Raw genomic sequence first — 25,326 nt, 5'->3', positions numbered from 1 at the left:
TCAATAAGCAAGGTTTTCGTAAAATTTATAAGTTTTGGGTGCTTTTTGTTTTAATTTTGCTTTTGATTCTGAATTGTAAAAATACATTGCAAAGGCTTCAGCAAAATATTCTTCTGGGTATTCAAAATAGCTTTTGCCCGGGAACAATTTCTCGTGCTCGTTTTCCATTAGTGTTTTAAATTCCTTTGTTTGGCTTACATTATTTAGAACGATATGGTCAATGGAGTGTGCCATTTCGTGCAATTCCAGGTTGATGGAGCCATGTCCTATGCCTTTATCGCTGGCACCTATTTTGACTAAAACGACCTTCCCGCCGCCGCTGCCAGGTACATCATCCCAAGTGGTATTCGCCGGATAGCCCCGTGGGATTTTCCCTTTCAACTGTCTTGCAGTTGGATTATCGGTAAGCTTTCCGGTAAAAAGTTTTAAGGTAATATCATTTTGATATATTTTATTTAATAAGGGTTTAGGTAATAAGCTCACCCGGTTTATTATTTTAGCAGCCTCTTTTTCGTCAAAAGGCTGCGGCGGTAAAATAATAATTTGGTTAACATTATTAGGAGATATTTTAATAGATTCATAGAGCTGAGAGTTTTTTGGAAAATCACTGATCCGCATGCCATTAATCGATGCTTTTGATGTCGTTACAGAAACTAGGGACAAGGTGACAATCAAAAAAAACATAACCCATTTACGCATGTTCATCCCTCATCTAGCAAGTATTTTAATAAGATTATAGCATGGAAATAGGTTTAAAAATTTGTACATTTCAAGAAGGAAAAAAATAGCCGCCAGGACATTCCCTGGCGGCTTCCTTTCATACTATACCTGCAGCCCGAAATTACGGCAAAGTGAAGCGAGTCCGCCTGCAAAGCCGCTGCCTACGGCATTGAATTTCCAATCGCCATTATGGCGATACAGCTCGCAGATGACGACTGCGGTTTCAACGGAAAAGTCTTCACCAAGATCGAATCTTAGGATTTCACGGCCTGTATCTTCATCGACAACACGGGCAAAGGCGTTGGTTACTTGACCAAAATTTTGATTTCGCACTTCAGCATCATGAATCGTTACAGTAATCGCAATGCGATGGACGTGGGCAGGTACCTTGCTGAAATCAATCTTAATTTGCTCATCATCGCCATCGCCTTCACCGGTTCGGTTGTCGCCTGTGTGCTCAACTGCCCCTGAAGGATCGGTTAAATTATTATAAAAGACAAAATCCATATCATTTGTGACCCGGCTATTTGCATCCGTTAAGAATGCCGATGCATCCAAGTCAAAATCATGGCCGCCAGAGTAGCGGTTCGTGTCCCAGCCGAGGCCGACAATAGCCTTCGTTAAACCAGGATTCGTTTTCGTTAAATCGATTCTTTGACCTTTTGCCAAATTAATTCCCATATTATCACCTCATCAACCAAATAAAAATAAATTAGCTATAGGAACGAACAACTTCACTTAAAGAAGCAGCGTTGGTGGCGTTGCCGATGGCGGCAAATTTCCACTCGTTTCCATGACGGTAGATTTCACCTGTAACGAGGCAAGTTCTGCCGCTGTAGTCATCAGTCAAATTATAATGAATTAATTCTTGCTGATTGCCTGGATTCACCACTCTAATAAAGGCATTGCGAATCATCCCAAAGTGCTGCTTCCGCTTCACACAATCATAAATATTTACCACGAAAACAAGCTTCTCGATATTGGACGGCACTCTGCTTAAATCAATCATGATTTGCTCGTCGTCGCCGTCTCCATCGCCGGTCAAATTGTCGCCGGAATGTTGGACGGACCCGTCTGCACTCTTTAAATTTCCAAAATAAATAACATCTTTGTTATTTTGCAGGCGATCATTTGCACCTAGCATGATAACGGAAGCGTCACAATCAACATTCGGTGCACCCCCGCCCCCAAACAAAGAACCGAAGAAGCCGCCTCCTCCGCCGCTGCTTTGAACTGGATCCCAGCCCAAGCCAACCAAAATTCTAGTCAAACCAGGGTTGCCTTTTGTTAAGTCAACTCTTTGTCCTTTTTGTAAATTAATTGCCATGTCTTTCACCTCATCAAAATTTTAGTATTGCTGTTTTATTTTCTTAAAATTATCCTGCAGCTGCTCCAATCGTCTTGTGCCTTCCTGGCGCAAACGTTTATTTTCCTCTTCAATAGCCTTTGTTTCCTGCAGTCCTTTGAGAATGATATTCCAAGATTCTTCAATCGTTTCGATTTTAATGCTTGGGCCGCCTGCAAGTCTTGCAATATCGGCACTTTGCTGCGAAATATTCTGGGCGTTTCTAAGCAGCATCTCATTGGTACGTCGATCAAGCTCGCTCATCGAATCAGCAACTAGCTTTTGCCTTTTGGCGGCCACTGCCTGGATTAAGCCATTTTTAAAAATCGGAATGGTGGTTACAAAAGCAGAATTGATTTTTCCAATCAATTTCGTATTCCCACGTTGGAGCATACGGATTTGCGGCGCCGTTTGCAGGGCAACCATTTTCGCCATTTCCAAATCGTAAATCCGCTGCTCCAATAATTCGATGGCATTTCTCATTGAATCCAGCTGCATGGAAGCGAGCTGATCACCGGAAGCAGCACGGGCCTCGAGCTGTGGCAGCTGATTATTTTTCAAATCCTCCACCTTTAATTCACCGGCAACCACATATTTCTCAAGCGTCAAATAATATTGGTAGTTTTGCTCGTACATGGATTCAAGCATGTTGGTGGAATCGACCATTTCCGAACGGTACTTGGATATTTCCACATACACCTTGTCAATTTCCGAGCCCATCGTCTGATATTTGCCAAACAGCTTTTCGACCATTTTTTCGCCCTTTTTAAAAAGCTTAGAGAATAAGCCGCCGGAGGACTTTTGAAAATCCTTCGGATCGAATTTATCCATAATGCGTCCAAGCTGTTTTAACAGTTCGCCGGAATCCTCAACTTTAGTTGTCCGCATGTTGCTTAAAATTTGGTCAGAAAACCTGGAAATTTGCACGGCGGGTTCTTTTCCAAATTCAAGTACCTGAATTTGGTCACGCTCATCAATCGAACGAGCAAGGTTTTGGATTTCCGGTTCCTTGCGGAGGGCAAGCTTAATGTCTGAGACCTTTTTTTCCGTCAGCATTTCCTCAGCAGGCTGAGGGGTTAAATCACTGGATGGATTTGGTGTTAAATTCATGCTTTAATCTCCCCTTAAATTTTTTAAAATACCATGAAAAAGGCCTTTTTTAAATAAAGACGGTTCTTTATATTCCAAGTCAAATTCCATATCATCAAGCCAGTGGATATCGAAATTTATCGAATCAAGGTAATTTTCAATGTCATTATGTCCAGTTGGATTGTAAAGGATGATATCAATCCCAAATTGATTCAAGAGCAGCAGCAAAACCGCATCGGAACGCGACAGCATCCCTGTTGTTTCATTATTAAAAATGATTAATTTTGGGACCTCCTGCGAGTAATCAAATTTCTCGATTAGCTGAATAATGTTCTTGGGCATAAACATCGCCTGGGTGAAGAGAAATACTTTCACTTCCTCGATGCCTTCCATTGCCAAAGGCTTTAGATCCGGCTTTTCGCACAATTTTCTAACCGCTGCCGCAATTCCTTTTTGCAGCCCTGCCGGCAAAAAGGAATAAGGCCAGTAGTGAGCCTGCATCATTTTTTCCGGAACGACCTGACCATCATTGCCGAGCGCGTTTCGATAATGGAACCGAAAATCACTGGAGCTAGGGATGGTCATTGGGAGCCTGCGGATAAGCAGCGTATTTTCCAATTGACTTAACGAATGAAGGCGGTCCCAATATTCTTTTCTGTTTTTGCTGACACCTTGTATTTTGGCAAAGAGTGACGGAATCTGAACTTTTCCATCCCTGACTTCAAAATCAGGGCGAATCATCGCCGCTTCTTTACTGAGAATAAATAGCTCATCATAAGTAGTGCGAAGCGTGATTGAAGAAGGTGTATAGTCCCTTAGCTGCCAAGGCTTGTAAAGACCTGACCCTTCCTGATTAAGAATGTTTTCAATTTCTTTGGAGGCCCGGTAAGCAACGGTTGCTTTACGGGTCCGCTTTTCAGTAGGAAAGGGCTCGGCCGGAAGGTTTTGCTCAAATTGATGAGTAAAAACGGACTCCTTAAGCAGCCCTTCTAAAGCATTCTTGCCTTCCGGATGGAAAAAGATAATGTCACAGCCAAGCTGGATTAAATAAAATAGAAAATACTGATGACTCTTTTTGAAATCGCCATACCATAAAAACCTCGGCATTTCCCTTTGCGGGTCTGCTGCTTTGAGTGCCGGCTGAAGATGATTGATGGTCCATTTTACGATATCAACGAGAACACGCCTCAGGTCCGGATTTTTGATTCCTTCCCTTTCAAGGGAGTCAAATAATTCAAGGGTGGAAATCATTGCTTCCCGCAATTTCCGATGAATGACCGGGTCTTTTGATTTTAATAACAGCTGTTCCCCCTCCAAAAAAGCGGTGAAACGGTTAATCGACAGCTTTTGTTCCTGATTAATGTTAATCACCTTTTGGATGGATTGGAAGTGGGCATTGTTAATGGATTTATCGAGAGAATCGTCACTTAATAAGTGTAGATTTAAATCTGGCGTATGGACGTATTCGAAAAGCTGATTATAATATTCATCTGTGTCAAATGGTATTCCAAGGAAAATCCCGACAACTTGGCCGATTTGAATGGTCCCATTCCCGATTGAAAAATTGGGCCGCTCGGGCAGAATCTTTTGGAGCATGCCGAACCAATTTTCATATGAAAGGGCTAAAGGCCGGGGATTTAAATGATTTAAAGGTGGATGCATCGTAGTCCCTTCCTTTGAAGCAAAAGCTTTTATTCTTCGTTAGCAAATTATGTAAGATTCCCTCATCATTATCATCATAACACAGTTAGCAAAATGGTTCATTTGTTTATACGAATGAAGTCAATAAATGTTTCATAATTGGACCAAATCTTGCGTTTTCACCTTTATCCTTGTCCCTACATATATTTGAATACTCACACTAAAGTAGGTGACTTCATGAGATCTTTATTTAAACGGCCGCATATAAACATGCTGCAGGAGGAACTGGAAACTGTAATGGAGGTCATGGCCTCAGACCTTTTTATATATCTTGATTTATTTGTATTCAGTTTAATTTTTACGCTCCTCCTAGGACCGGTGTTCCAATCCCTTGTCATCTCCATTTTGTTCTTGGCTGGATCCTACGGATTATTTTCCAGTGTTTATTTCATAATCAGCAGGCTTTCGGATGGGGATAAAAACTAACCTTTAAGTAGTTTTAAAAATATCTGCAAAATTTCCTCACCGGCTTGAACCCCTGTTTGATTTGTAAAGGTAAGACCCTTGGTATCGGACATTTTCGCCAGTTCACCATGCCCTGGAACAAGGCGGTGCTGGCAGATATCAAGGAAATCCAAATCAAGGATGGAGTCGCCTGCTCCTGCAATCGCTTTCTTCTGTTCTCGGTGGCAAATAAATTCCAGGGCCGCACCTTTTCTAATCGCACTTGGTAAACAATAAAGCTTTCTCCCCTGCAGGGAAATTCTCCATCCAAGCTGGGCGGCCAATGCCCTTAACTTTGCTATTTCATCGATGGTTGGGAAACAATCTAGAATATAGTAGAAAAATAGGTTTCCCACCTGCTTTAACCGCCCGTTTAGCTCAATCCCTTCTCTTCTTATAATAGAACGTAATTCCTCTGGCGCGGTAGACTCTTCATCTACCGCCTTAGAAATATGGTCGGACCATTCTGGAAGTGGCTTACCCTTATACATGATAACAGCACCATTTGTCGTAATTACATAAGGAAGGTGAATGTTTTCATCAAAAATAACAAAACGCTTAAATTGTTCTGTTGTCCTAGTTGTCACGGGTACAAAAAGGCTTGAACGCGAAAGTTCAGTAAGTGCCTGATACGAAGGTTCCGTCATGTAGGCCATCCACATCCCGTCCCTTCGTTCAACCGGCATTAATTCTGTTATGTTTGGACCGCCTAGTTCTTCAACCGCCCTTGTGGAGTAGATAATCGTCCGGTCCAGGTCAGATGCAAATATCATGGCTTGTTCCCCTTAACAGATTTAATGATGCCGCAGCAAAGATAATGAATATCCGGATACTCGATAACCTCGACTCCCTTTTCTTTAGCGAGCATAAGGATATGCTTAACAAATGGACTTGTTTTGTCGCGCATTAATATTTTCCAAGGAACTCTTCTTAACAGCACCCTGGTGGTTTCTCCTACACCGGGTTTAATATGATGGGTATTTTCAATCCCAAATTCAGCTTGAATTTTTTGGACAGCCTGCATCCCGAGAAATTCAGCCGTAATATTCTCATTTAACCGTTGTACTGCAATACCGCTTGCTTGCTCCAAAATTCCGGCAAACTCACCGGCAATAATGTCAATAAAGGTGTTGGACACGTCAGCATCCATCAACTCTTTGTAAAATTTGGCACCATGAAAATCATTTTTTCCGATATAGGTATTATTTAACACCGTCCGACTTACCAGCCCCGATACGGTTGAATTTAAACAAGCACTGGGAATAAGAAAATCTTCTCTAGTCCCAAAAACGCTCGTGCAATGGCCGGGATCAGCAAGGACGGCAAGCGTATCATCAAGATGAATTCCAAATTTTCCCTCATATCGACGGCATGCCTGCGTCAACTCCAACGAAATAGCTCCCTTTCCTGTCCAGCCGTCGACAAATTGAATCCTTCCTTCGGGATGTTCACCCAAAATATAGGCAATTGCATTTTCATCAATGCCCCGGTCGCGAATGATAGAAATACTGTAATGTGGCAGTGACACATTATAGCGTTTTTGGATATATCTTTTTATTAATATGCCGACAGGCGTTCCCGCCCTGGCCAAAGAAACCAGCACTGTATTTTTTCCTTTTAAAGAAAAAATTTGCTCAGCGGCAACACCGATGCATAAGGCTACCTTATGTTTATATTCGTGTAATGTATTCCAAAACAGCTCTATATAGTCTTTAGGCGGCTGATACTCAATCGGCAGAGATTCACTGTAATGGCCCCCTGTTTGAATTTTCAACTCCCTGTTTACTGTAGAGTCCTCAAGCTTAATCTTGCTTAAATCCTTTAACAGAAATAAACAATCATCCGGACTATAAGTACCAATCTCGGCAGGTTTATTTTTTGCTTGAAACATGACCATCACCTCCAGCATCAGAGAAAAAAACAAGCTTTAGCGAAGGAATTTGCGTCCTTTGCAATTCCTTTAGAAATGGAAGAAGACTCTCAGAGTCTATTTCTCTTTCAAAAAAAACAAATAATTCATCGTAATAGCCAGGTGGGATATTATAGACAAAATAAGGAATATCATGATCTTCCGGATTAGGAAAAGTCAATCCGAATGTTGCTCCGTAACCATCCTGATTTTCAATATGTACGGGGCTTCTAGTTGTTGACTGATAGGAAATACCGCTCCCCATGAAAGCGGAAATTCGCATCGGCACATACATGAATTCCCCTGTTCCAAGGCAAAGGGTTTTCTCTCCGGTTCTTAATTCCTTTAAAATTACCGCAGCTTCTTTTGCTTTTTGCTGGAGCAAGCGATTTTCTTCCGCCGCTAAGCCAAAACGGCCCGTTTCCTTAAGATAAAAAGCGTTATTTGCTAAATAAGATGTTTTGCTAAAATTAGCAGACAGTGTTAATTTTTCAACAGACATCCCATCAAATTTTGTTTCAAGGCCCTCTTCCGCCCTTTGTTCAATTTCCTTGGATTTCTTTACAGATACCTCACCCGTTAACAGGCTGATGACATGGATAGTAATACCTAGATCTTTTTCTAGGCGGGCAAATTCCCGCTGGTTTTCAGGCGAACGCCAATCCAAAAATGATACAACGGTATATAATTTCCTTGGAAACCGGGCATGAATTGAGCGAATAATATTAAGTGCCGTTTTCCCTGTTGTTATTTCATCATCGACCAAGATAATTTCCCGGTCATTTTCCATCATTTCTAGAGGAACATAGCATCGATGCGAGGTGGCATGGGAATGCTCTTCTTCAAAAGTAATGTCCGGATTCAGACCATCGATTTCCTCCCTGGTGGTATGAAAGAAATCCGCTTCCTTAAAGCAATCAAAGAAAGCGTGCCCAAGGGCGGTCGCTGTTTCGGCAAAACCAATTATTACAGGATTGATAGCTTCAGAGATAAATGGAGCGGGAATATAATCCTCATTCTGAAGAAAAGCTCTTAGCATTTGATCCTTTTCCACACAGTCTAATCCTTTCACGACCTCCAGAAACCGGGTGCCTAACAAGGCTGCTGTTAATAGACTTCTTTTTGGTTTAACAGGAATATGCTTGCCAAGCACCTTGCTGACAAACAAAAACGACCGCTTCTTATTTATTCGTGCTGCCATTGTAAAGAGCTCTTCGGGCGGCAGCTCATAGGGATTTTCCGTAATGTTAATAGTAACCTCGATTGCATTAAGAATTGGAAATGTATACCTCTTTTTTGATAAGGTCAATGTTTGTGAATTCTTCATGTAACACCCCGTAAAGCCGTGATTTTAACATTATTTTTTCTGCCCAGTAGTGGTGGGGCTTTATTTCATTCATTTTATTGGCAAAATCGCTTTTCATGACACCTATTTCACCTGTAGCCGCTTTGATTATATTTGATGCATCAACATATTCCTCATATGGGACAACATTTAGAGATTGGACAATTTTTATGTGAGACGGATGAATCACCGTTTTTCCGGATATTCCGTTGGCAATGTCCATTAGGGTTTCTCTCATCAGTCCATCGAGATTTTCTTCGATTAACCGCCTTCGCCAATGAAGCCCCTCATCCCCATAACGCTCACGGAATGGAGTTTGCCTTAGCTGCGGTTTTAGCATTCTGTTTTTAGCGGAAAAATACTCCCAAACTGGACCGGAAACAACATATGGACCGTCAATGCGCCCGAAAATATTCATGATATCTGATATGCAATCTCTTAAAATCGCAATATCGTAAACCGTTGTATCCGGACTGCGGCGAATCCCGTACAGCCCGCAGAAGTCAGTTGCACCGATACGGATATTTAAAACTATTTCCTTGTATCGATCAACTATTTGTTTAATTCTTACCAACTCTTCCATTCTTGTTTCCTTATGTATAACCCTGCCCGTTTCGAGAATCGGCATCGCATAAAAAGGATGTTCATTGGTATGGATTTTCGAGACTGCATGTAACAGCTCTGCCCCATTCTCCGAAGAAAATTTCGGAAGAACAACACCAGTTAATAGATGTACAGCATCTTCCAGCCGCTCTTTAACCGTTTGCAGCTGTTTTAGATTTCGAACTCGCACAAACATCAATGGCAGCTCCTCGATGCTTATAAACCCTTCCTTCAGTGCCCGGAATAATTTTTGCAGTTCATCAACCAGCAGACTCTCTGCCCCAAAAACCCTGCTATCACCGACAGCATCTTCGAGATCAATAACCACAGATGTTAAACCGGAAAGCTTTTTTGACAGGATTTCCTGATGAAAATTCGAGCGGTCCGCCGGCATGTATAAGGTTGCTCCCAGACCATAGGACAATAGCTCACGACCCGAATATTTATTAAATTCCTCAGGCCTTTTGTAGAAATACCGCATCAATTCACCTTCGTAAAAATATGTAAAAAAACGCATTTTTTTACTCCTCTTTATCGTAAAAAATAAGGGAGACAACTCACGTCAGCTCCCTTTCTTTCATGCGAAATTTATTATTAATGATTTTCTGTGCTATTTTCCTTCTTTTTGTTCATAAAATGAACCACAAATGTAGCGGCAAACGTTATTAGCAAGATGATAAAGAAGGTGACATGCCCTACATCAATATGGAAGACTGATAGAAGCATTTTTATAGATATTAGAAGGATTAGAATATAAGCGGTAGTTTCAAGCTCAGGAATCCGGTCAATTAATGATAAGAATACTCCGGCAACGCCTCGCATCATTAACACCCCTAGTATTCCGCCCAATAAAAGAACCCATACTTCACCGCTGACACCAAAAGCGGCAAGAACACTGTCAACAGAGAAGGCAATGTCCATTAACTCAACTGCAACAACGGTTCCCCAGAAGGTTCCGAAAAGACGAATGAGCAGGCCGCTTTGGTTCATGCCATGTGCCTCTTCATCCTCTGCTTCAGCAGCTCTTCTCTTATCCATGAAGTATTTTATCGACAGCCAGGCAAGATACCCTGCACCTAACACTTTTACCCACCAGAATTTGATTAAGTACACGCCAATTCCAATCGCAATAAAGCGGAACGCATAAGCACCCAGCAATCCATAGAAAAGGGCCTTTTTGCGCTTTTCAGGCGGAAGATGCTTTACCATTACAGCTAAAACGAGAGCATTATCTGCTGAAAGCAGACCTTCAAGAATCACTAATGTACCAATAAGTCCCCATGCTACCGGGTCTGTTAAAACTTCTCCCCACATTTCCCAATTAAAGAATTGGGCATACGTGTCTATAATTCCTTGCAATACTGCCATTAAAAAAATTCCCCCTGGATGTTCGCTATTTTTTGTTAAAAAGACCCAGCGAGCGCCGGGTCTCTGTTTTCTCTAATGAATTAACCAACCTGCAGGCCAAAATCAGTTGCCAGTGCTGCTAACCCGCCTTGGTAGCCGCTGCCGATAGCACTGAATTTCCACTCGCCGTTATGACGATACAATTCTCCAACAACAATCGCTGTTTCGATAGAGAAATCTTCGCCCAAATCATAGCGGATTAATTCTTGGCCGGTTTCTTCGTTGAAAATCCGTGCATATGAATTTGAAACCTGTCCAAAGTTCTGGTTACGGCTTCCTGCATCATGGATTGTAATCGTAAAGGCAATCCGTTGGATGTTGGCTGGAATAGCCGATAAATTAATGTTTACTTGTTCATCATCGCCATCACCTGCACCGGTCCGGTTATCCCCAGTATGTACGACTGCACCACCCGCACCTTGCGGATTATTGTAAAAAACAAAATCTGATTCGGTTGTGACTTTTCCGTTTTCGCCTAATAGAAACACAGAAGAATCCAAATCAAAGTCATTACCGCCATCATATTTATTGGTGTCCCATCCAAGTCCAACAACAACTTTTGATAAACCGGGATTTGTTTTTGTTAAATCAACTTTTTGACCTTTTGATAAACTGATTGCCATTTTTCTTTCCTCCTAATTGGGTGATAGTTTATTTACGAGTGTTCCTTTAAAAAGGTTTCAATTTTACAATAAAAATTTTTCACATATTAATTCATCCATTTTGGGGGTGTGTTTTTAGCCCAATAGATAGCTCCAAGGTTATGATGGGTTTGGAAATTATCCTTGAAAGTATGATAGTGAAAATTGAACCAGTACCCGGACTGCGGCGGCATATCCCTTCTTACATGGAATCGTAAAATATCTTTCCCTGTTTGGCTGTTTTTTATATGAAAAATCTTTTCGGAGTATCCTGCACCAGGTTCCTCAGTTATTACAAGATTCTTTAGGTCTTCCTCTGGAAATTGCAGAGCTGTTTGTTCAATCGCCGCTTCCATGTTCGGCAAAATTAGGTCGCGGAATTCATTTTCGATGACCGGCTTAATTTTTTGCCCGAATTTTTGATAGGATTGGGTTTCTGCCTGAAGTATCATTTCTCGTATAAAGCGCTCTCTATTAAACTTTGTTTCTTCGAAATATCCTTGAGAATACCCATCCTCTCCCGCTGGTATTTCGAAAACATCCTGATCTTTTGGCGACTCGGCATTGACAGCGTTCATTAACTGCGCAGGTGTGACGAGCCCGAAAGTTAAAATCGATATGAAAACAAAAAGTGATTTACGAATCCATTTATTCATCCTCGGTTCACCTTTATCCTGTAAAAAATATGTAATCTCTATAAATAAGTATACTGCTTTTTTCCAGAAATAGAAAAGCAGAATTATTTTTCAATAAAACCATAATGAAATTTTGCTGTTTGTCTTTTAATTACCTGAAATCCGTATTTTTCAAATCTCGAGCTTTTGTAATGGTCCTTTAAGACAACGCGATGTTTAGCCACTCGTACCGCCTCATTAATTGTTTCCATTCCCAGCTCTTCATAAATGGCAAATTGCCCTAAAGCCTTAATTCCCTCAGACTCTTTAATGCTTTCTTCAAACATTGGGTCAAAATAGACACAATCGACGGAGGCTTCTGCCTGCAGCTTTAAATAATCATAGGCAGTAGAATTGATGACTGTGATTCTTTTCATTGCTTGGTTCATTTCAAGGATGCCGGAATCCCACGATTGGAGACCCGCCTTTACAACGTAGGCCAAAAATTTCTGCCCTTCTAGTCCTGTGACTTTTCCCTCACTTCCGACGAGAAGGCCTGCGACTATTGCATCTCCGGCCAATCCAAGAGTGCAATCTAAAACGTTCATCCCTTTTTCCAGTTTGGCAGCAACAGCAAAAGGGTCATGCTCTCCTCTAAGGAGACGTTTGATGCGGAACATCGCGGAGTTTGGGTGAAAGAAAAAAGGCTCAGCAAATTCTGCCTTATGTAATTCCAGGCGTTCTTTGCCTACTACAAGACAATCGCTGTTTGTTTCCTTTTGTAATTGGCTAATGGATTTTTTCCTGCGGGGGATATAGGGTGCATCCAAGAGCTTTGAAATCTGAATTGCTTCTTCTTTCTTAAGCTGATTCGTTCTGCCTGAAGTGGTAATAAACATGGTATTCCATCCTATTTGTGTATTTAGTAGTAAAAAAGGACGGCTTTCGCACGTCCTCTTAAAATTATTAGCAATGAGCTTCTAATGCTCCTAATATATTTTGCATTACGGTTTCCATCGGCATTCCTTCGATATCATGGCGCGGGATAAAATGGACTACTTTATTATCCTTTAATAACGCCATCGATGGTGATGACGGTTCAATTCCTTCGAAATACTCGCGCATTTTTGCTGTTGCTTCTTTATCTTGGCCTGCAAAAACGGTGACGAGATGATCCGGTTTTTTCTCGCTGTTTAAAACAGCCTGGGTAACCGCCGGGCGGGCTAAACCGGCTGCGCAGCCGCAAACGGAGTTCACGACAACAAGTTTCGTGCCTGATAAGTTTTCCATAAATTTTTCAACGTCCTCTGCCGTTGTCAGTTCCGCAAAACCAGCGTTTGTTAACTCCTGACGCATTGGCATGACCATTTGTCTCATATATTCTTCATAAGCATTTGACATAGTTTACAACCTCCATAAATTTTAGTATGAACCCATTTACTCTTCTGTTTTCCTTGCTTCCGTCATTTGCTTCCAAACGGAGCCTTTTGCTTCTACCCCACCCTCGATTCGCTCAATTGCCATCTTGATTTGCATGCTTACCTCGAATTCAGGGTCATTCTCAGCAGCCTTTAGAGCTGAAAGCGCCTTTTCATCCCCAACCTCGTAAAGGAACATCGCTGCACGCCAGCGGATCAATTTGCTCGGGTCTTTCAAGGCTTCAAGCATTTCGTCCTGCGCTTTGGGGAAGCCGAGGTCCGATAAGCAATCGCCTGCTGTTCTTCGGACGGTTACGGTTTTATCCTTTAAAGCGCGGTATAACAGCGGCAATACCGCTTGGTCCTTAATCATTCCAAGATAAACAGTGGCAAGTCTGCGGACAGACGGCTTTTCATCAGAGAGTGCCTTTTCAAGCATTGGCAAATCCTCCAAATCCGGATCATCCATTTGCTCAAGCAGCTGGTAGCGGACCCGCCAATCAGGGTTACTCATGTCGTCAGCAGTCACTTTACGGCGTTTCAGCTTTGTTTTTTGCTCCGATTGAGTTTCGGCAGCTTGCGCTTTTTGGACGAGTTCTTCAAGGCGCTGCACGGGATAAGCCGCTATTAATTCCTCGACAACCTCGGGCCCAACCTGGTCCATTTCACCATACCTAACCCCTTGATTATCCCATTTCCTCAGCAATATATAATTATCCTCCGGAAGCTGGGCATTTTCCCGCGCTTTTAAAAAGTAGTCCGGCATTCCGAACCTTTTTTCAGAAATGCCATCTGTCAGCTTAACCTGAAGCGGAATCCCTTTGAACATTTGCACTTCCACTTTGATTTCACCAAAATGGTCGTTAATTGCTTTTGCGGTGTTTGCGATTTGGTCAGTATCTTCACCGAATGCGTGGCGGACCTTTGGTAGAAGTTCCTTCCAGTCATATTTAGCGTTGCGTTCAACAGCAAGAAAATCGGCCACATGATATACGCCCTTAATGCCGTCTATTTGCAGGACGGCTTGAATAACAGGTGGTGCATCCAGCGCTGTTTCCTTTTTATAATTATGGCTCTTGCCCATTGGAAGCTCATGGTCAAGAAGGATTTTCATCGTATTCGGACTTGGCGTCGGTTCAATTGACTTAATTTTCAACATACTCACCTTATTCATATGTTTTCTTTAACAAGTTTAACATAATGAGAGGAGTATATTCATGTAAGATGCCTAATAAATGGTTAGTTCTAATTTTCCATTTTCAAGGTAATTGTAGATATCCATTAAAAATTTGTAGATACCTTCTTAAATTTTGTAAATATATTTCCAAAATTGTAGATTTTATTTAAAAAATTGTAGATATCCAATTAATTTTTGTAGATATATTTCCGAGCAGCAAAAAAAGAGCACGCCCCGCGGCGCACCCTCACTCATTTTCAGCTAACTCGGCCAAATATGACCATCTTTCGATTAAATACTCCAATTTTTCGTTTAGCTCAGTTTCCTTTTTCATTAAATCCTGCAATTTTGAAAAATCGCTGCCCGCTCCCGCCATTTCGGTCGCAACTTCTTCAAGCCTCGCTTCAGTTTTGGAAATAATTTCATCAATTTCTTCCCACTCTTTTTTCTCTTTAAAGGTCATTCTCTTCTTTTTTTCCTTTTCAGGGGCTTTTGAAGCTGGAGTGGAAGTGGATGCCGGTTTCATAACTTCCTTAGCAACCGTTTCCTTTTCCAAATACTCCGTATAATTCCCGAAAAAGAAATCAATCTGCCCTTCGCCTTGTAAAACTAAAAGCTGTTCGGCAACTTTATCAAGAAAATAACGGTCGTGGGAAACAGTAATCACCACACCTGGAAACTCCTCAAGGTAGTCTTCCAAAACCGTCAATGTCTGAGTATCAAGATCGTTGGTCGGCTCATCAAGCAGCAAAACATTCGGTGCTGTCATCAGGATTTTCAATAAATACAAACGGCGTTTCTCCCCGCCCGATAGCTTGCGAATTGGCGTCCCATGCGTATATGGAGGAAATAAAAAGCGCTCGAGCATTTGTGCCGCAGAAATCGTCTTCCCGTCTGATGTCTCAACGATTTGCGCTGTTTCCTTGATATATTCAATCATCCGCTTATTTTCGTCCATATCCTCGCTTTCCTGGGTATAGTAGGCGATTTTCACAGTAGCACCCATATTGAACTCTCCCTCATCAAGAGGGATGCGCTTAGCAAGGATATTTAATAATGTCGATTTACCAGTTCCGTTCCTACCGATTATGCCAATTCTATCCCCCGGTTTGACAAGCAAATCAAAGTGGTTAAGGATTGCCTTTGCACCATACCGCTTGGATGCATCTTTTAGTTCAAATACCTGCTTACCTAAGCGGCTGCCATTCAAAGAAATATCAAGCTTTTCACCTGACGACTTTCCGCTTGAGAGCTTTTCGTCAAGCTCTTCAAAACGCTGAATCCGCGCCTTTTGTTTCGTCGTCCTCGCTTTTGCCCCGCGCCGGATCCATTCCAGTTCTCTTCTGAACAGGTTCTTTCTTTTTTCAAATGTGGCCGCCTCATTTTCCTCGCGGATCGCTTTTGCCTCCAGAAAAGCGGCATAATTGCCTTTATAGCTGTATAAATTGCCGCCATCAAGCTCAAACATCCTATTGGTAACCCGATCCAAAAAGTAGCGGTCATGGGTGACGAGGAGGATGGAGCCCCTATATCGGCTCAAGTAATCCTCAAGCCACTTAACGCTATCAAAATCAAGGTGGTTTGTCGGTTCATCCAAAATAAGCAAATCGGGTTCAGCGATTAATACCTGTGCTAACGCAACCCGTTTCTTCTGGCCCCCGGACAAACTGCCAACTCTTTGGGTAAAATCTTCAATGCCCAATTTTGTTAAGACCGACTTGGCATTTGTGCTTGCATCCCAGGCGTCCAAAGCATCCATCTGCTTCTGCAGACGGAAAAGTTCATCCTGAAGTTTCACATCATCTGGTGCAGCATTTAGCTCCATAAGTATATTTTCATATTCCCGCATCAGCTTAAGGATTGGCGCATCCCCGTGAAAAACTTGTTCTAGTATTGTCCGGTCCATCTCAAAATCAGGCTGCTGCGATAGGTAAGCAATGGAATAATCTTTACCGGAAATGATTTTTCCTTCATCAGGCACATCCAAACCTGCCACGATTTTTAACAATGAAGATTTTCCGGTTCCATTTACCCCAATCAGCCCGACACGTTCTTTTTCGCCGATGGTAAACGAAATATTAGAAAATAATTGCTTTTCTCCGTATGTTTTTGAAACATTTTCGACTGTCAGCATTTTCATGATTGTTGACCATTCCATTCACGGTAAAATTGTTCTAAAAACGATTGCATCATTAGCTGCCTTGGCTCCGCCATTTGTATTGCCGTCGCGGTATTCAATAAATCTTTTAATTTTAATAATTTTTCATAGAAATGATGGATGCTCGTTGATTTTCCTTTTCGATATTCTTCCTGGCTCATTGTTTCCCTCACCATGATAGTGGGGTCATAGATGGACTGCCCTTTTTTGCCGCCGTAAGCAAATGCTCTTGCAATGCCTATCGCGCCGATGGCATCCAGCCGATCTGCATCCTGAACAATTTCTGCTTCCACCGATGAAAGCTTGCTGCCATGACCGCCTTTATAAGAAATAGAAAAAATAATCTCCCTAATGTGATTTTTTTCAGCTTCTTTTAAGGGGATCGTCTCCATAAAGCTCTCAAGTTTCTGTCTCCCTGCTTCTGCGCTGTAATTCAGCTTTTCATCAGGAATATCATGAAGCAGGGCAGCCATTTCTATGATAAATGGGTCGCCCTGCTGTTCTGCTTTGCTAATATGTATGGCATTCCGTCTGACACGGTCCACATGGAACCAGTCATGACCGGTTGAATCCTCACCTAATTGATTGCGGACAAATTCTTCCGTCTGCTCTATAATTTTGTCTATCAAATTTAGCACCTGCCTTTATCCTTGCTATTTTAACACGAATATCAGCCAAACAAGAAAAAATAACCCCGAAAAAGCGAGGTTATCTTTTTTATTTTAATCCATTAAACCAGCTGATGCCGAGTGTATTTTCCCCTGCATGGACACCGATGACGGCCCCTAATGGTGCATCAAGCACATTCAGTTCCGGATACCGTGTTTGAATTTCCTGCCGCCAATCAATTGTATGGTCTTTATGCAGACCATACAATAAATACACTTCTTTAAAGCGATGCTTTTCATAAGCCTGTTTAAAATATTCGAGAATTTTATCCTTGGCCTTTTTTTCGCTGCGGACTTTTTCCTTCACATATAAAGCTCCGTTATCGAATGAAATCACAGGCTTTACATTTAACATGCTCCCTAAAAAGAATTGCACGCCCGACATTCTGCCGCCGCGATGAAGCTGCTCGAGACTTCCAACCAATACGTATGTCTCGTTTGTATCTCTAATCTCTTCCATTTGTTTGATGACGTGTTCCAGATTATGACCTTCCGCCAATAATTCCATTCCTTTTTTCATCAATGCCGACATTGGCAGAGTAAGAATGTTTGAATCAAAAATTGTTACTGAGATATCCACCAGCTTTGCGGCCTGCTCACTGGAAGAAACTGTACCGCTCAGCTTCCCGGAAAGATGGACAGCGACAATTTGATCATAATCTTTAGAAAGCCTTTCGAACACTTCCTGAAAAGCCCCCACTGAAGGCTGGGATGTCTTTGGAGGGCTTTTAAGGTGCTTTAACCTCTCAAACAATTCATGTGAAGTCAAGTCAATCCCATCTGCAAATACCTCTCCGTCAAGAATAACGGACAATGGAACACTATATATATCAGGATGTTTTTTTAATTCTTCATCTAAATAAGCAGTGCTATCAGTCACCCATGCCGTTTTAACCACGGTCATCTCCCCTTGCTGGAATTTTAGTACCTACTACTAATAGTAACTGTAATTCCGAATATTGTAAATATTTATAACGCCTAAAACAAACAAACCGGCAAAATGCCGGCTTGTCATTAGCTAAGTAGTGCTTCGATATCTTTGGCAATTTCACTTGGCTTTACAGTCGGTGCAAACCGTTTTACAACGTTTCCCTTTTGGTCAACAAGAAATTTCGTGAAGTTCCACTTGACTGTATTAAATCCCAAGATTCCCGGTGTCTGCTTTCTAATATAGACGAACAGCGGGTTAGCGTATACGCCATTTACATCGACCTTTGCAAACATCGGAAAGGTGACGCCGTAATTTAATTCGCAAAAGGATTTAATATCCGCTTCCGTCCCAGGCTCCTGACTCATAAACTGATTGCAAGGAAAACCCAGAACCGAAAAACCTTTTTCTTTATACGCTTCATAAAGTCCTTGAAGCTCCCGATACTGAGGTGTAAAACCGCAGTTGCTGGCAGTGTTGACAATGAGCAGAACCTTCCCATCAAATTGCTTCAGTGATATTTCCTCTCCATCTATGGCTTTTGCCTTAAACTGATAAATCGACATCCAAGTCTCCCCCTTTAGCTGCCACTTCCGTATTCCTCAAGTTGTTGCAATGTAGCAATCATAAATTCCATCATCTCAGCAAAGTCCTCCATTTGCTCCTCTTTGACAATTCTCTCAAAGTCAATGGAAATGATAAGGCTGATATTTTTTGACTTTTCTAAAGGGTTATATTCAACAGACTGGGAGATTTTCCTTGTTTCCCCCCAAATATTTTGGAAAATTTTATATAATCCATAAAAATCCCTTTGGTTTTCAGGGAGTTCAAGTGAAAATTGCAGCTTCACATAGCACCCGGCATTCTGCTCTGAAAGTGACTCTTGGAGGAGTTCCGCTGCTAAGTTGTTTAGCTTTGCTTCTAATTCCATTTTCGCATGAATCGGAAGCCTGCTTTCCCTTAAAACAAAGCTGATCGTAAACAATCGGGACATTTTCGCCAGATTAAGCCAATCATTGCGATCGGTTACAAGGATTTCCCCGCTCATATCCAAATCATAAAGGGCGCCTTCGATAACGACCTTCATGTTATCAAAGGCTGTTGGATCAAACATACTACGCTTCGACTCCTTTAGAATAGGCCTACCGCATTCCCATTTTCATCTACATCCATATTCAAGGCCGACGGTTTTTTCGGCAGGCCTGGCATCGTCATAACCTCACCTGTTAAAGCAACGATAAATCCTGCACCTATTGATGGTTTGAATTCCCTTACCGTAACGGTAAAATCTGATGGTCTACCAAGCTTTGACGGATCGTCCGATAGGGAATACTGCGTTTTCGCCATACAAACAGCTAAGTAGGACCAGCCATTTTTTTCAAAATCCTGCATTTGTTTTTTTGCTTTTGGCGAAAACTCGACATCTTTGCCGCCGTAAACCTTTTGGACAATGGTTCTTATCTTCGTATCAATCGGGTCTGCCATGTCATATAAAGGGTGGAAATTGTTCTTTTCCTTACTGATAACAGATAAAAGGGTCTCAGCCAGTTCGATTCCGCCTTCGCCTCCCTTTTCCCAAACCTCTGTCAAAGCGGCGGAGACGTTTTCCCGTTTGCACCATTCCAATAGTGTCTGAATTTCAAGGTCAGTATCTGTGATAAATTTATTTACGGCGACAACAACTGGCAGCCCAAAGCCTTTAATCGTTTCTATATGTTTTTGCAAATTGGCAAAGCCAAGTGTTAGCGCCGGGATATTTTCCTCTGCTAAATCCTGCTTCGCCACACCGCCATGCATTTTTAAAGCCCGAATGGTAGCGACAATGACAACAGCCTCAGGTTTAATCCCGGCTATTCTCGATTTGATATGTAAAAACTTTTCCGCTCCCAAATCGGCCCCAAAACCCGCTTCCGTGACCACGTAATCTGCTAATTTTGATGCAGTCAGTGTCGCAATCACACTGTTACAGCCATGTGCGATATTCGCAAAAGGACCGCCATGGACCAGGGCCGGCGTATGTTCAATCGTTTGGACAAGGTTTGGTTTTACCGCATCTTTTAATAATAAAGTCAATGCCCCTGAAACCCCTAAATCACCCACCGTTACCGGTTCCTTATTGTAATTGTAGGCGACTGCAATTCTCGCTAACCGTGATTTCAAGTCTTTTATATCTGTTGCTAAACATAATACTGCCATGATTTCAGACGCAACAGTGATGTCAAAGCCATCCTCCCTTGGCATCCCCTGAAGCGGTCCGCCAAGTCCTACAACAACCTTCCGGAGGGCACGGTCATTTAAATCTACCGCCCGTTTCCAAACAATTCTGCGCGGATCGATATTGAGCTCATTCCCTTGCTGAAGGTGGTTATCAATAAACGCAGCAAGGGCGTTGTTTGCCGTCGTTATTGCATGAAGGTCGCCGGTAAAATGCAAGTTTATATCCTCCATTGGGAGAACTTGTGCATAGCCTCCTCCGGCAGCCCCTCCCTTTATGCCCATCGTCGGACCCAAGGACGGTTCCCGTATCGCAATCATTGCTTTTTTGCCAATGCGGTTAAAAGCATCTCCCAATCCAACAGTGACCGTCGATTTCCCTTCTCCGGCAGGGGTTGGACTAATCGCAGTTACGAGAATAATTTTCCCGCTTTCTTTTGTTTTTAATTTGGCCAGTGCATCGGTGGAAAGCTTTGCTTTATATTTGCCAAACAGTTCAAGATCATCTTCTTCAAGCCCAAGCCTATTTGCAACATCTACAATCGGCAGCATTTTTGAGCCTTGAGCAATTTCAATGTCCGATTTTACACGAATCTCCATTGCCAATTCAATCCCCCGCATTCTTTATATTTAATGAGTAACTACCTTTAAATTGTATCAAAAAGAAGTTTTCATTCCGACAGATAATTATGAACAAATTATTATCTTTTCTGAATTTAGAATAATGTTTATAATAGAATTATCAAATTTTAAAAATATTCATTGATTTCTTTTACTAACCATTGTATTAATGAATATAACTTTTTTAATTATAAAGGGGATGGTCACTTGCCTATTAACATTCCGAAACTTCTTCCAGCCCGGGAAGTTTTAGACCAGGAAAACATTTTTATCATGGACGATGAGCGGGCGACGAGCCAAGATATCCGGCCATTAAAAATTTTAATCTTAAATTTAATGCCAGAAAAAGAAAAAGCGGAAACGCAGCTGTTAAGGCTATTGGGAAACTCTCCGCTGCAGGTTAATGTGAAATTTTTAAAAACATCCTCGTATGAATCCACCCATACGAGCAAGCAGCATTTAGAGATGTTTTACACAACCTTCTCTGAAGTCAAGAATCAAAAGTTTGATGGGATGATTATTACCGGTGCGCCTGTCGAGTTATTAGAATTCGAACAGGTTAAATATTGGTCGGAATTAACCGAAATCATGGATTGGACCAAAACTAATATTACCTCGACACTACATATTTGCTGGGGAGCACAAGCCGCACTTTTCCATCATTATGGAATTGGAAAATTCGAGCTTACACGGAAATGCTCCGGCATTTATTCCCATCGAATTTTTGAACAAAATGATATTTTATTACGGGGCTTTGATGATCAATTCTATGCGCCGCACTCACGCTATACGGATGTTTCAATTGAAGCCATCAAAAGCAACCCTCAGTTAAAATTATTAGCTGCTTCCGAGGATGCCGGCGCATTACTAATCGCCTCAACAGACCGAAAGCATGTCATGATAACTGGTCATTTAGAATATGAATCTGATACATTAGCACAGGAATATGACAGAGACTTATCTAGGGGCCTCGAAATTCACATGCCGGAAAACTATTTTCCAAATAACGACCCGACCCAGCCGCCAATCAATCGCTGGCGCTCTCATGGCCATTTGTTCTTTTCCAACTGGCTCAATTATTATGTGTATCAGGAAACCCCATATTTTTGGGGATAAAGCATCGGGATTTCCCGATGTTTTTTTTTTGATTGTTATGACCAAAATAGAGGTGGAAAAGGAGGGATATAGAATAGAATCCATTGTCGGACTTCACCGCAATCATTTTGGGGAAATTATTAGTTTTATTACCTCTGAGGGGCGTGTAATATCATATCGGAAAGCATTACTCGAAGCAGAGAGCGGATTACTAGCAGGCATACAAATGCAGGAGGATGGAAACGGAAATGCCTATTTAAGCCCTGCTGAGGAAGAAAGCTTTGACCATTATCCGAACCTATTTTAAATGAAAACTCGTCGATTGGCGAGTCCGATAGGACGGTTCATGAGACGTAGTTGAATTTATATTTCCTATTAGCTAAAAGAGGCAGTCAGTTGACCGCCTCTTCTTTCATTATTCATTCTCATTTATTTTCTGAATTTCTCTTAAGGCGTCTATCCGTTTTTCGTCTTCTTCAAAAAACTGGACCAAATCACCGATCCGGTCAATGGAATCCCAGCTCAAATGATGCTCAATTCCCTCTACATCCTTGTAGATGTTCTCTTCTTTTACGCCTATGATTTTAAGGAACTGCTCTAGCAAATCATGTCGGAAAACAAGCCGCTTGCCTATTTTATTCCCTTTTACTGTTAAGCTGAAGCCTCTATATTTTTCATATACCAAATAGTCATCTTTATCGAGTTTTTGAACCATCTTTGTAACTGAGGAGGGATGGACGGACAATGCTTCGGCAATATCGGATACCCTGGCATATCCTTTTTCTTCTATCAAATTATAAATTTGTTCAATATAATCTTCCATACTGGGTGTTGGCATCCGATACCCTCCATTAAACAGAATCAACTTAAAGTTTACTATAGAAAAATAAGGGTGACAAGGTTGATTATCACATTAACGTTCAGCGAACTTTAGATGGTTGCGTTTCAAATAAAAACTTCACCCTATTTTCCTGCTCATCTAAATACAGCCTGGCATTAAAGGTTTTCTCGTTACTGCTAAAGCCTTCAATGACCTCGGTTTTTCCTTCTGTCAAAAGCAGCTTAATATTTTTCTGCGTTATATTTTTCCCTAGAATTTTTTTTGAAATCGTAAAGTTACATTTATTTTTTTGATAGTTTGAACAGCCATAAAAACTTCCCTTGTCGACAATCGAACCATCACATTTCTTACAGGTTCCAAGCTTTGTAGGGGCTTTTTTGGACGCTCGCTTACCTGGAGTGAAATTTTCGGTTAGTTCCTCAGAAAACGTCCAATTGGCCGCTTGACCGACTCCAGTTGTAATTAAATGGTGAACCATCTTTTTTGTGTGCTCCATAAATTGTTTTGGGGAGGCTGCTCCCTCAGAAATTTCCTTTAGCTTTTGCTCCCATTTTGCTGTCATTTCCGGCGAAGCAAGAATTTCCTTGCCAATCGCCTCAATAAGGATTTTAGCCTTGGCAGTTGCATAAACCATATTTTTTCTAACTTCGATATAAGCCCGATCTTTTAGCATGGTGATAATGCCTGCTCTCGTTGCTTCTGTTCCAAGCCCTTCCGTCTTGGTCAGGATTTTCTCCAGTTCTTTATCTTCAATATGCTTTCCGGCTGACTTCATTAGCGTTATTAGCTGACCTTCGGTATATCGCTTTGGAGGCTGTGTCTGGCTTTCTTTCACGTCCACCTTGACTGTTTTGCCCTGCTCTCCTTTTGCCAGAAGCGGCAGTGACGGCTCGTCATCCTGATCCTTATGATTGATGACCTTCCTAAAGCCCTCTTCAATTTGCACTTTTCCCTTCGAGACAAACTTTGCCCGTCCATCTACCATAGTAATCACGGTCGTATATTCAAAAACGGCCTTGTGATAATGGGCGGCAATTAAACTCCTAACCACCAAATCATATAGTTTTTGTTCATCGGCGCTAAGCTTTTCAATATTCGGTATTTGTTCTGTCGGGATGATTGCATAGTGGTCGGTCACTTTTTTCTCGTTTACATATCTTTTATTCTCCGCTATTGAATCAACAGGCAATGGGAAAAAACCTTGATAGTCTTTTAGATGGCTTATTTTATTTAGAATATCGGGGAAATTGGCTGCTTCCTCTTTCGTCACATAACGAGAATCAGAACGAGGGTAAGATACGTATCCTTTTTGGTAAAGCTGCTGCAGAACATCCAAAGTCTTTTTCGGTGAAAATTTATAACGTTTATTGGCATCAGCTTGCAATGCGGATAAGTTATAGAGAAGCGGCGGTAAAAATTCTTTCCGCTCACATTGAACATCGTCGACTTCCGCGTTCTTCCCACGGCAAAATGCTGCTACCTTTTCTGCCATCTCCTTGGTGTTAACACGAGTTTCACCATCGTTTTGCCATTTGCCCATGTACTTTTTATCATTAATTAAAAATTGTGCCATGACTTCCCAAAACGGTTCAGATTTAAAATTTTCAATCTCTAACTCCCGCTTTACAATCAATGCTAGCGTAGGAGTTTGTACTCTGCCGACTGAAAAAACATCTGAAAAGCCCTGTTTCTGAAGGAGGAGGCTGTACAGCCTTGAAGCATTCATTCCCACTACCCAGTCTGCACAGGCCCGGGTATAGGCTTCAAAATAAAGATTTCGGGTGTCTGTTTCTTCCAGCAGCTTTTTAAAGCCTTCCCGAATAGAATTAGGGGTTAGCGAAGAAATCCACAGCCTTTTCATTGGCTTACGGCAATTTGTCAGTCTTAAAATATTGCGGATAATTAGTTCCCCTTCCCTTCCTGCGTCACCGGCATGGATAATTTCGGTCACTTGCGGGTCGGATACTAATTTTTTTATCACAGCAAATTGCTTCGCTTTATCCTTCGTTACTTCATAATTAAATTGCTCTGGCATAATCGGCAGATTCGTTAAGGACCACTTCTTCCATTCCGGTTGATATTTCTCCGGCTGAACCAGTTGACAAATATGCCCAATGGCCCATGTAACATAGCCTCCATCAGGAAAAAGCTCGTTTGGAAAAATTTCAATAAAACCATTTTGTCTTTTATGTTTAAAGATGGATGCCAGGGTAGAGCCTTGATCAGGTTTTTCGGCAATGATTAGTTTCATCATAATTACTCCCTTTTTAATAACATCTCCTCTCTCATTTTACCTTTTAAAATTATTTTCGTATAGCGGCTATGGAAGCAATCAAATAATTCCCTTATAAAACGCAATTTCAATTTTTCTGAAGCATAAAGGAGGCG

Annotated in this window: 26 protein-coding genes; 3 read left to right on the top strand and 23 right to left on the bottom strand. The window is 41.7% G+C overall.

Going from position 1 to position 25,326, the window contains the following annotated elements:
- The 5 genes from KHA99_RS26410 to KHA99_RS26390 form a co-directional block, all read right to left on the bottom strand.
- Positions 1 to 699 carry an anthrax toxin lethal factor-related metalloendopeptidase gene (locus KHA99_RS26410; RefSeq protein WP_213120458.1) on the bottom strand — a complete coding sequence of 233 codons (699 nt, stop codon included), beginning with the start codon at positions 697 to 699 and terminating at the stop codon, positions 1 to 3.
- Between the two features lie 123 nt (positions 700 to 822).
- The gene (locus KHA99_RS26405) at positions 823 to 1,401 is read right to left on the bottom strand and encodes a TerD family protein (protein WP_213120457.1); all 579 of its coding nucleotides are present in this window, start codon (positions 1,399 to 1,401) and stop codon (positions 823 to 825) included.
- A gap of 31 nt (positions 1,402 to 1,432) precedes the next feature.
- The gene (locus KHA99_RS26400) at positions 1,433 to 2,047 is read right to left on the bottom strand and encodes a TerD family protein (protein WP_213120456.1); all 615 of its coding nucleotides are present in this window, start codon (positions 2,045 to 2,047) and stop codon (positions 1,433 to 1,435) included.
- 21 nt (positions 2,048 to 2,068) lie between these two features.
- A complete protein-coding gene (locus KHA99_RS26395; protein ID WP_213120455.1) occupies positions 2,069 to 3,175 on the bottom strand; it encodes a toxic anion resistance protein in 1,107 nt (368 codons plus the stop codon).
- 3 nt (positions 3,176 to 3,178) lie between these two features.
- Entirely contained in the window at positions 3,179 to 4,816 is a 1,638-nt protein-coding gene (locus KHA99_RS26390; RefSeq protein ID WP_213120454.1) for a YceG family protein, read from the bottom strand.
- Positions 4,817 to 5,032: 216 nt separating this feature from the next.
- On the opposite strand from KHA99_RS26390, the gene KHA99_RS26385 reads away from it, so the two are divergent.
- Positions 5,033 to 5,281: a hypothetical protein gene (locus tag KHA99_RS26385; RefSeq protein ID WP_213120453.1), complete on the top strand. Its 249-nt coding sequence runs from the start codon at positions 5,033 to 5,035 to the stop codon at positions 5,279 to 5,281.
- On the opposite strand, the gene KHA99_RS26380 is transcribed toward KHA99_RS26385, so the two are convergent.
- The 16 genes from KHA99_RS26380 to KHA99_RS26305 all read right to left on the bottom strand — a co-directional run bounded on the left by KHA99_RS26380 (position 5,278) and on the right by KHA99_RS26305 (position 20,981).
- A complete protein-coding gene (locus KHA99_RS26380; protein WP_213120452.1) occupies positions 5,278 to 6,072 on the bottom strand; it encodes an HAD family hydrolase in 795 nt (264 codons plus the stop codon). The genes KHA99_RS26385 and KHA99_RS26380 overlap by 4 nt on opposite strands.
- On the bottom strand, positions 6,069 to 7,190 hold the full coding sequence (locus KHA99_RS26375) for a cysteine protease StiP family protein (RefSeq protein ID WP_213120451.1): 1,122 nt from the start codon (positions 7,188 to 7,190) through the stop codon (positions 6,069 to 6,071). The genes KHA99_RS26380 and KHA99_RS26375 overlap by 4 nt, the downstream gene beginning before the upstream one ends.
- Complete coding sequence (locus KHA99_RS26370) at positions 7,171 to 8,535, bottom strand: phosphoribosyltransferase family protein (RefSeq protein WP_213120450.1); 1,365 nt, start codon at positions 8,533 to 8,535, stop codon at positions 7,171 to 7,173. The genes KHA99_RS26375 and KHA99_RS26370 overlap by 20 nt, the downstream gene beginning before the upstream one ends.
- The gene (locus KHA99_RS26365; RefSeq protein WP_213120449.1) at positions 8,477 to 9,673 is read right to left on the bottom strand and encodes an HpcH/HpaI aldolase/citrate lyase family protein; all 1,197 of its coding nucleotides are present in this window, start codon (positions 9,671 to 9,673) and stop codon (positions 8,477 to 8,479) included. Before KHA99_RS26365 ends, KHA99_RS26370 begins: the two co-directional genes overlap by 59 nt.
- A 77-nt stretch (positions 9,674 to 9,750) precedes the next feature.
- Positions 9,751 to 10,524: a TerC family protein gene (locus KHA99_RS26360; RefSeq protein WP_213120448.1), complete on the bottom strand. Its 774-nt coding sequence runs from the start codon at positions 10,522 to 10,524 to the stop codon at positions 9,751 to 9,753.
- A gap of 80 nt (positions 10,525 to 10,604) precedes the next feature.
- Entirely contained in the window at positions 10,605 to 11,186 is a 582-nt protein-coding gene (locus tag KHA99_RS26355) for a TerD family protein (protein ID WP_213120447.1), read from the bottom strand.
- Between the two features lie 86 nt (positions 11,187 to 11,272).
- Positions 11,273 to 11,860, bottom strand: coding sequence for a YpjP family protein (locus tag KHA99_RS26350; RefSeq protein WP_213120446.1), 588 nt, complete (start codon positions 11,858 to 11,860; stop codon positions 11,273 to 11,275).
- An 83-nt stretch (positions 11,861 to 11,943) separates the two neighbouring features.
- On the bottom strand, positions 11,944 to 12,717 hold the full coding sequence (locus tag KHA99_RS26345) for a class I SAM-dependent methyltransferase (RefSeq protein ID WP_213120445.1): 774 nt from the start codon (positions 12,715 to 12,717) through the stop codon (positions 11,944 to 11,946).
- Positions 12,718 to 12,784: 67 nt separating this feature from the next.
- Complete coding sequence (locus tag KHA99_RS26340) at positions 12,785 to 13,219, bottom strand: BrxA/BrxB family bacilliredoxin (protein ID WP_213120444.1); 435 nt, start codon at positions 13,217 to 13,219, stop codon at positions 12,785 to 12,787.
- A gap of 36 nt (positions 13,220 to 13,255) precedes the next feature.
- The gene (locus KHA99_RS26335; protein WP_213120443.1) at positions 13,256 to 14,392 is read right to left on the bottom strand and encodes a conserved virulence factor C family protein; all 1,137 of its coding nucleotides are present in this window, start codon (positions 14,390 to 14,392) and stop codon (positions 13,256 to 13,258) included.
- Between the two features lie 268 nt (positions 14,393 to 14,660).
- The gene (locus KHA99_RS26330; RefSeq protein WP_213120442.1) at positions 14,661 to 16,553 is read right to left on the bottom strand and encodes an ABC-F family ATP-binding cassette domain-containing protein; all 1,893 of its coding nucleotides are present in this window, start codon (positions 16,551 to 16,553) and stop codon (positions 14,661 to 14,663) included.
- Positions 16,550 to 17,200, bottom strand: a complete 651-nt coding sequence (locus KHA99_RS26325) for an HD domain-containing protein (protein ID WP_213120441.1) — start codon at positions 17,198 to 17,200, stop codon at positions 16,550 to 16,552. Before KHA99_RS26325 ends, KHA99_RS26330 begins: the two co-directional genes overlap by 4 nt.
- Before the next feature lie 88 nt (positions 17,201 to 17,288).
- A complete protein-coding gene (locus KHA99_RS26320) occupies positions 17,289 to 18,143 on the bottom strand; it encodes a DegV family protein (RefSeq protein WP_249366899.1) in 855 nt (284 codons plus the stop codon).
- A 110-nt stretch (positions 18,144 to 18,253) separates the two neighbouring features.
- Entirely contained in the window at positions 18,254 to 18,733 is a 480-nt protein-coding gene (locus KHA99_RS26315) for a glutathione peroxidase (protein ID WP_213120439.1), read from the bottom strand.
- Between the two features lie 14 nt (positions 18,734 to 18,747).
- Positions 18,748 to 19,281, bottom strand: a complete 534-nt coding sequence (locus KHA99_RS26310) for a hypothetical protein (protein WP_213120438.1) — start codon at positions 19,279 to 19,281, stop codon at positions 18,748 to 18,750.
- Positions 19,282 to 19,298: 17 nt separating this feature from the next.
- A complete protein-coding gene (locus tag KHA99_RS26305) occupies positions 19,299 to 20,981 on the bottom strand; it encodes a formate--tetrahydrofolate ligase (RefSeq protein WP_213120437.1) in 1,683 nt (560 codons plus the stop codon).
- A gap of 228 nt (positions 20,982 to 21,209) precedes the next feature.
- On the opposite strand from KHA99_RS26305, the gene metA reads away from it, so the two are divergent.
- Together metA and KHA99_RS26295 are read left to right on the top strand one after the other, a co-directional pair.
- A complete protein-coding gene (gene metA / locus KHA99_RS26300; RefSeq protein ID WP_213120436.1) occupies positions 21,210 to 22,118 on the top strand; it encodes a homoserine O-acetyltransferase MetA in 909 nt (302 codons plus the stop codon).
- A 37-nt stretch (positions 22,119 to 22,155) separates the two neighbouring features.
- A complete protein-coding gene (locus KHA99_RS26295; RefSeq protein WP_213120670.1) occupies positions 22,156 to 22,404 on the top strand; it encodes a hypothetical protein in 249 nt (82 codons plus the stop codon).
- Positions 22,405 to 22,512: 108 nt separating this feature from the next.
- Here KHA99_RS26295 and mntR read toward each other — a convergent pair whose 3' ends face one another.
- Both mntR and KHA99_RS26285 read right to left on the bottom strand, forming a co-directional pair.
- Entirely contained in the window at positions 22,513 to 22,935 is a 423-nt protein-coding gene (mntR, locus tag KHA99_RS26290; RefSeq protein ID WP_213120435.1) for a transcriptional regulator MntR, read from the bottom strand.
- Between the two features lie 82 nt (positions 22,936 to 23,017).
- Positions 23,018 to 25,189, bottom strand: coding sequence for a DNA topoisomerase III (locus KHA99_RS26285; protein WP_213120434.1), 2,172 nt, complete (start codon positions 25,187 to 25,189; stop codon positions 23,018 to 23,020).
- Between the last annotated feature and the right edge of the window lie 137 nt (positions 25,190 to 25,326).

It is taken from the genome of Neobacillus rhizophilus, assembly GCF_018343535.1.
Lineage (GTDB): Bacteria > Bacillota > Bacilli > Bacillales > Cytobacillaceae > Neobacillus > Neobacillus rhizophilus.
The sequence above is the reverse complement of the archived record's forward strand: the minus strand, read 5'-3'. Positions and strand labels throughout refer to the sequence as shown.

What these genes read in the sequence shown, in the direction of transcription:
- KHA99_RS26405 (WP_213120457.1), bottom strand. Translation starts at nt 1,401, where the DNA reads ATGGGAATTAATTTGGCAAAAGGTCAAAGAATCGATTTAACGAAAACG.
- KHA99_RS26360 (WP_213120448.1), bottom strand. Translation starts at nt 10,524, where the DNA reads ATGGCAGTATTGCAAGGAATTATAGACACGTATGCCCAATTCTTTAAT.
- KHA99_RS26395 (WP_213120455.1), bottom strand. Translation starts at nt 3,175, where the DNA reads ATGAATTTAACACCAAATCCATCCAGTGATTTAACCCCTCAGCCTGCT.
- KHA99_RS26410 (WP_213120458.1), bottom strand. Translation starts at nt 699, where the DNA reads ATGCGTAAATGGGTTATGTTTTTTTTGATTGTCACCTTGTCCCTAGTT.
- KHA99_RS26385 (WP_213120453.1), top strand. Translation starts at nt 5,033, where the DNA reads ATGAGATCTTTATTTAAACGGCCGCATATAAACATGCTGCAGGAGGAA.
- KHA99_RS26330 (WP_213120442.1), bottom strand. Translation starts at nt 16,553, where the DNA reads ATGAAAATGCTGACAGTCGAAAATGTTTCAAAAACATACGGAGAAAAG.
- KHA99_RS26375 (WP_213120451.1), bottom strand. Translation starts at nt 7,190, where the DNA reads ATGTTTCAAGCAAAAAATAAACCTGCCGAGATTGGTACTTATAGTCCG.
- KHA99_RS26390 (WP_213120454.1), bottom strand. Translation starts at nt 4,816, where the DNA reads ATGCATCCACCTTTAAATCATTTAAATCCCCGGCCTTTAGCCCTTTCA.
- KHA99_RS26320 (WP_249366899.1), bottom strand. Translation starts at nt 18,143, where the DNA reads ATGACCGTGGTTAAAACGGCATGGGTGACTGATAGCACTGCTTATTTA.
- KHA99_RS26295 (WP_213120670.1), top strand. Translation starts at nt 22,156, where the DNA reads ATGACCAAAATAGAGGTGGAAAAGGAGGGATATAGAATAGAATCCATT.
- KHA99_RS26350 (WP_213120446.1), bottom strand. Translation starts at nt 11,860, where the DNA reads ATGAATAAATGGATTCGTAAATCACTTTTTGTTTTCATATCGATTTTA.
- KHA99_RS26380 (WP_213120452.1), bottom strand. Translation starts at nt 6,072, where the DNA reads ATGATATTTGCATCTGACCTGGACCGGACGATTATCTACTCCACAAGG.
- KHA99_RS26345 (WP_213120445.1), bottom strand. Translation starts at nt 12,717, where the DNA reads ATGTTTATTACCACTTCAGGCAGAACGAATCAGCTTAAGAAAGAAGAA.
- KHA99_RS26305 (WP_213120437.1), bottom strand. Translation starts at nt 20,981, where the DNA reads ATGGAGATTCGTGTAAAATCGGACATTGAAATTGCTCAAGGCTCAAAA.
- KHA99_RS26400 (WP_213120456.1), bottom strand. Translation starts at nt 2,047, where the DNA reads ATGGCAATTAATTTACAAAAAGGACAAAGAGTTGACTTAACAAAAGGC.
- KHA99_RS26370 (WP_213120450.1), bottom strand. Translation starts at nt 8,535, where the DNA reads ATGAAGAATTCACAAACATTGACCTTATCAAAAAAGAGGTATACATTT.
- KHA99_RS26315 (WP_213120439.1), bottom strand. Translation starts at nt 18,733, where the DNA reads ATGTCGATTTATCAGTTTAAGGCAAAAGCCATAGATGGAGAGGAAATA.
- KHA99_RS26365 (WP_213120449.1), bottom strand. Translation starts at nt 9,673, where the DNA reads ATGCGTTTTTTTACATATTTTTACGAAGGTGAATTGATGCGGTATTTC.
- mntR (WP_213120435.1), bottom strand. Translation starts at nt 22,935, where the DNA reads ATGCCAACACCCAGTATGGAAGATTATATTGAACAAATTTATAATTTG.
- KHA99_RS26340 (WP_213120444.1), bottom strand. Translation starts at nt 13,219, where the DNA reads ATGTCAAATGCTTATGAAGAATATATGAGACAAATGGTCATGCCAATG.
- KHA99_RS26355 (WP_213120447.1), bottom strand. Translation starts at nt 11,186, where the DNA reads ATGGCAATCAGTTTATCAAAAGGTCAAAAAGTTGATTTAACAAAAACA.
- KHA99_RS26285 (WP_213120434.1), bottom strand. Translation starts at nt 25,189, where the DNA reads ATGAAACTAATCATTGCCGAAAAACCTGATCAAGGCTCTACCCTGGCA.
- KHA99_RS26310 (WP_213120438.1), bottom strand. Translation starts at nt 19,281, where the DNA reads ATGTTTGATCCAACAGCCTTTGATAACATGAAGGTCGTTATCGAAGGC.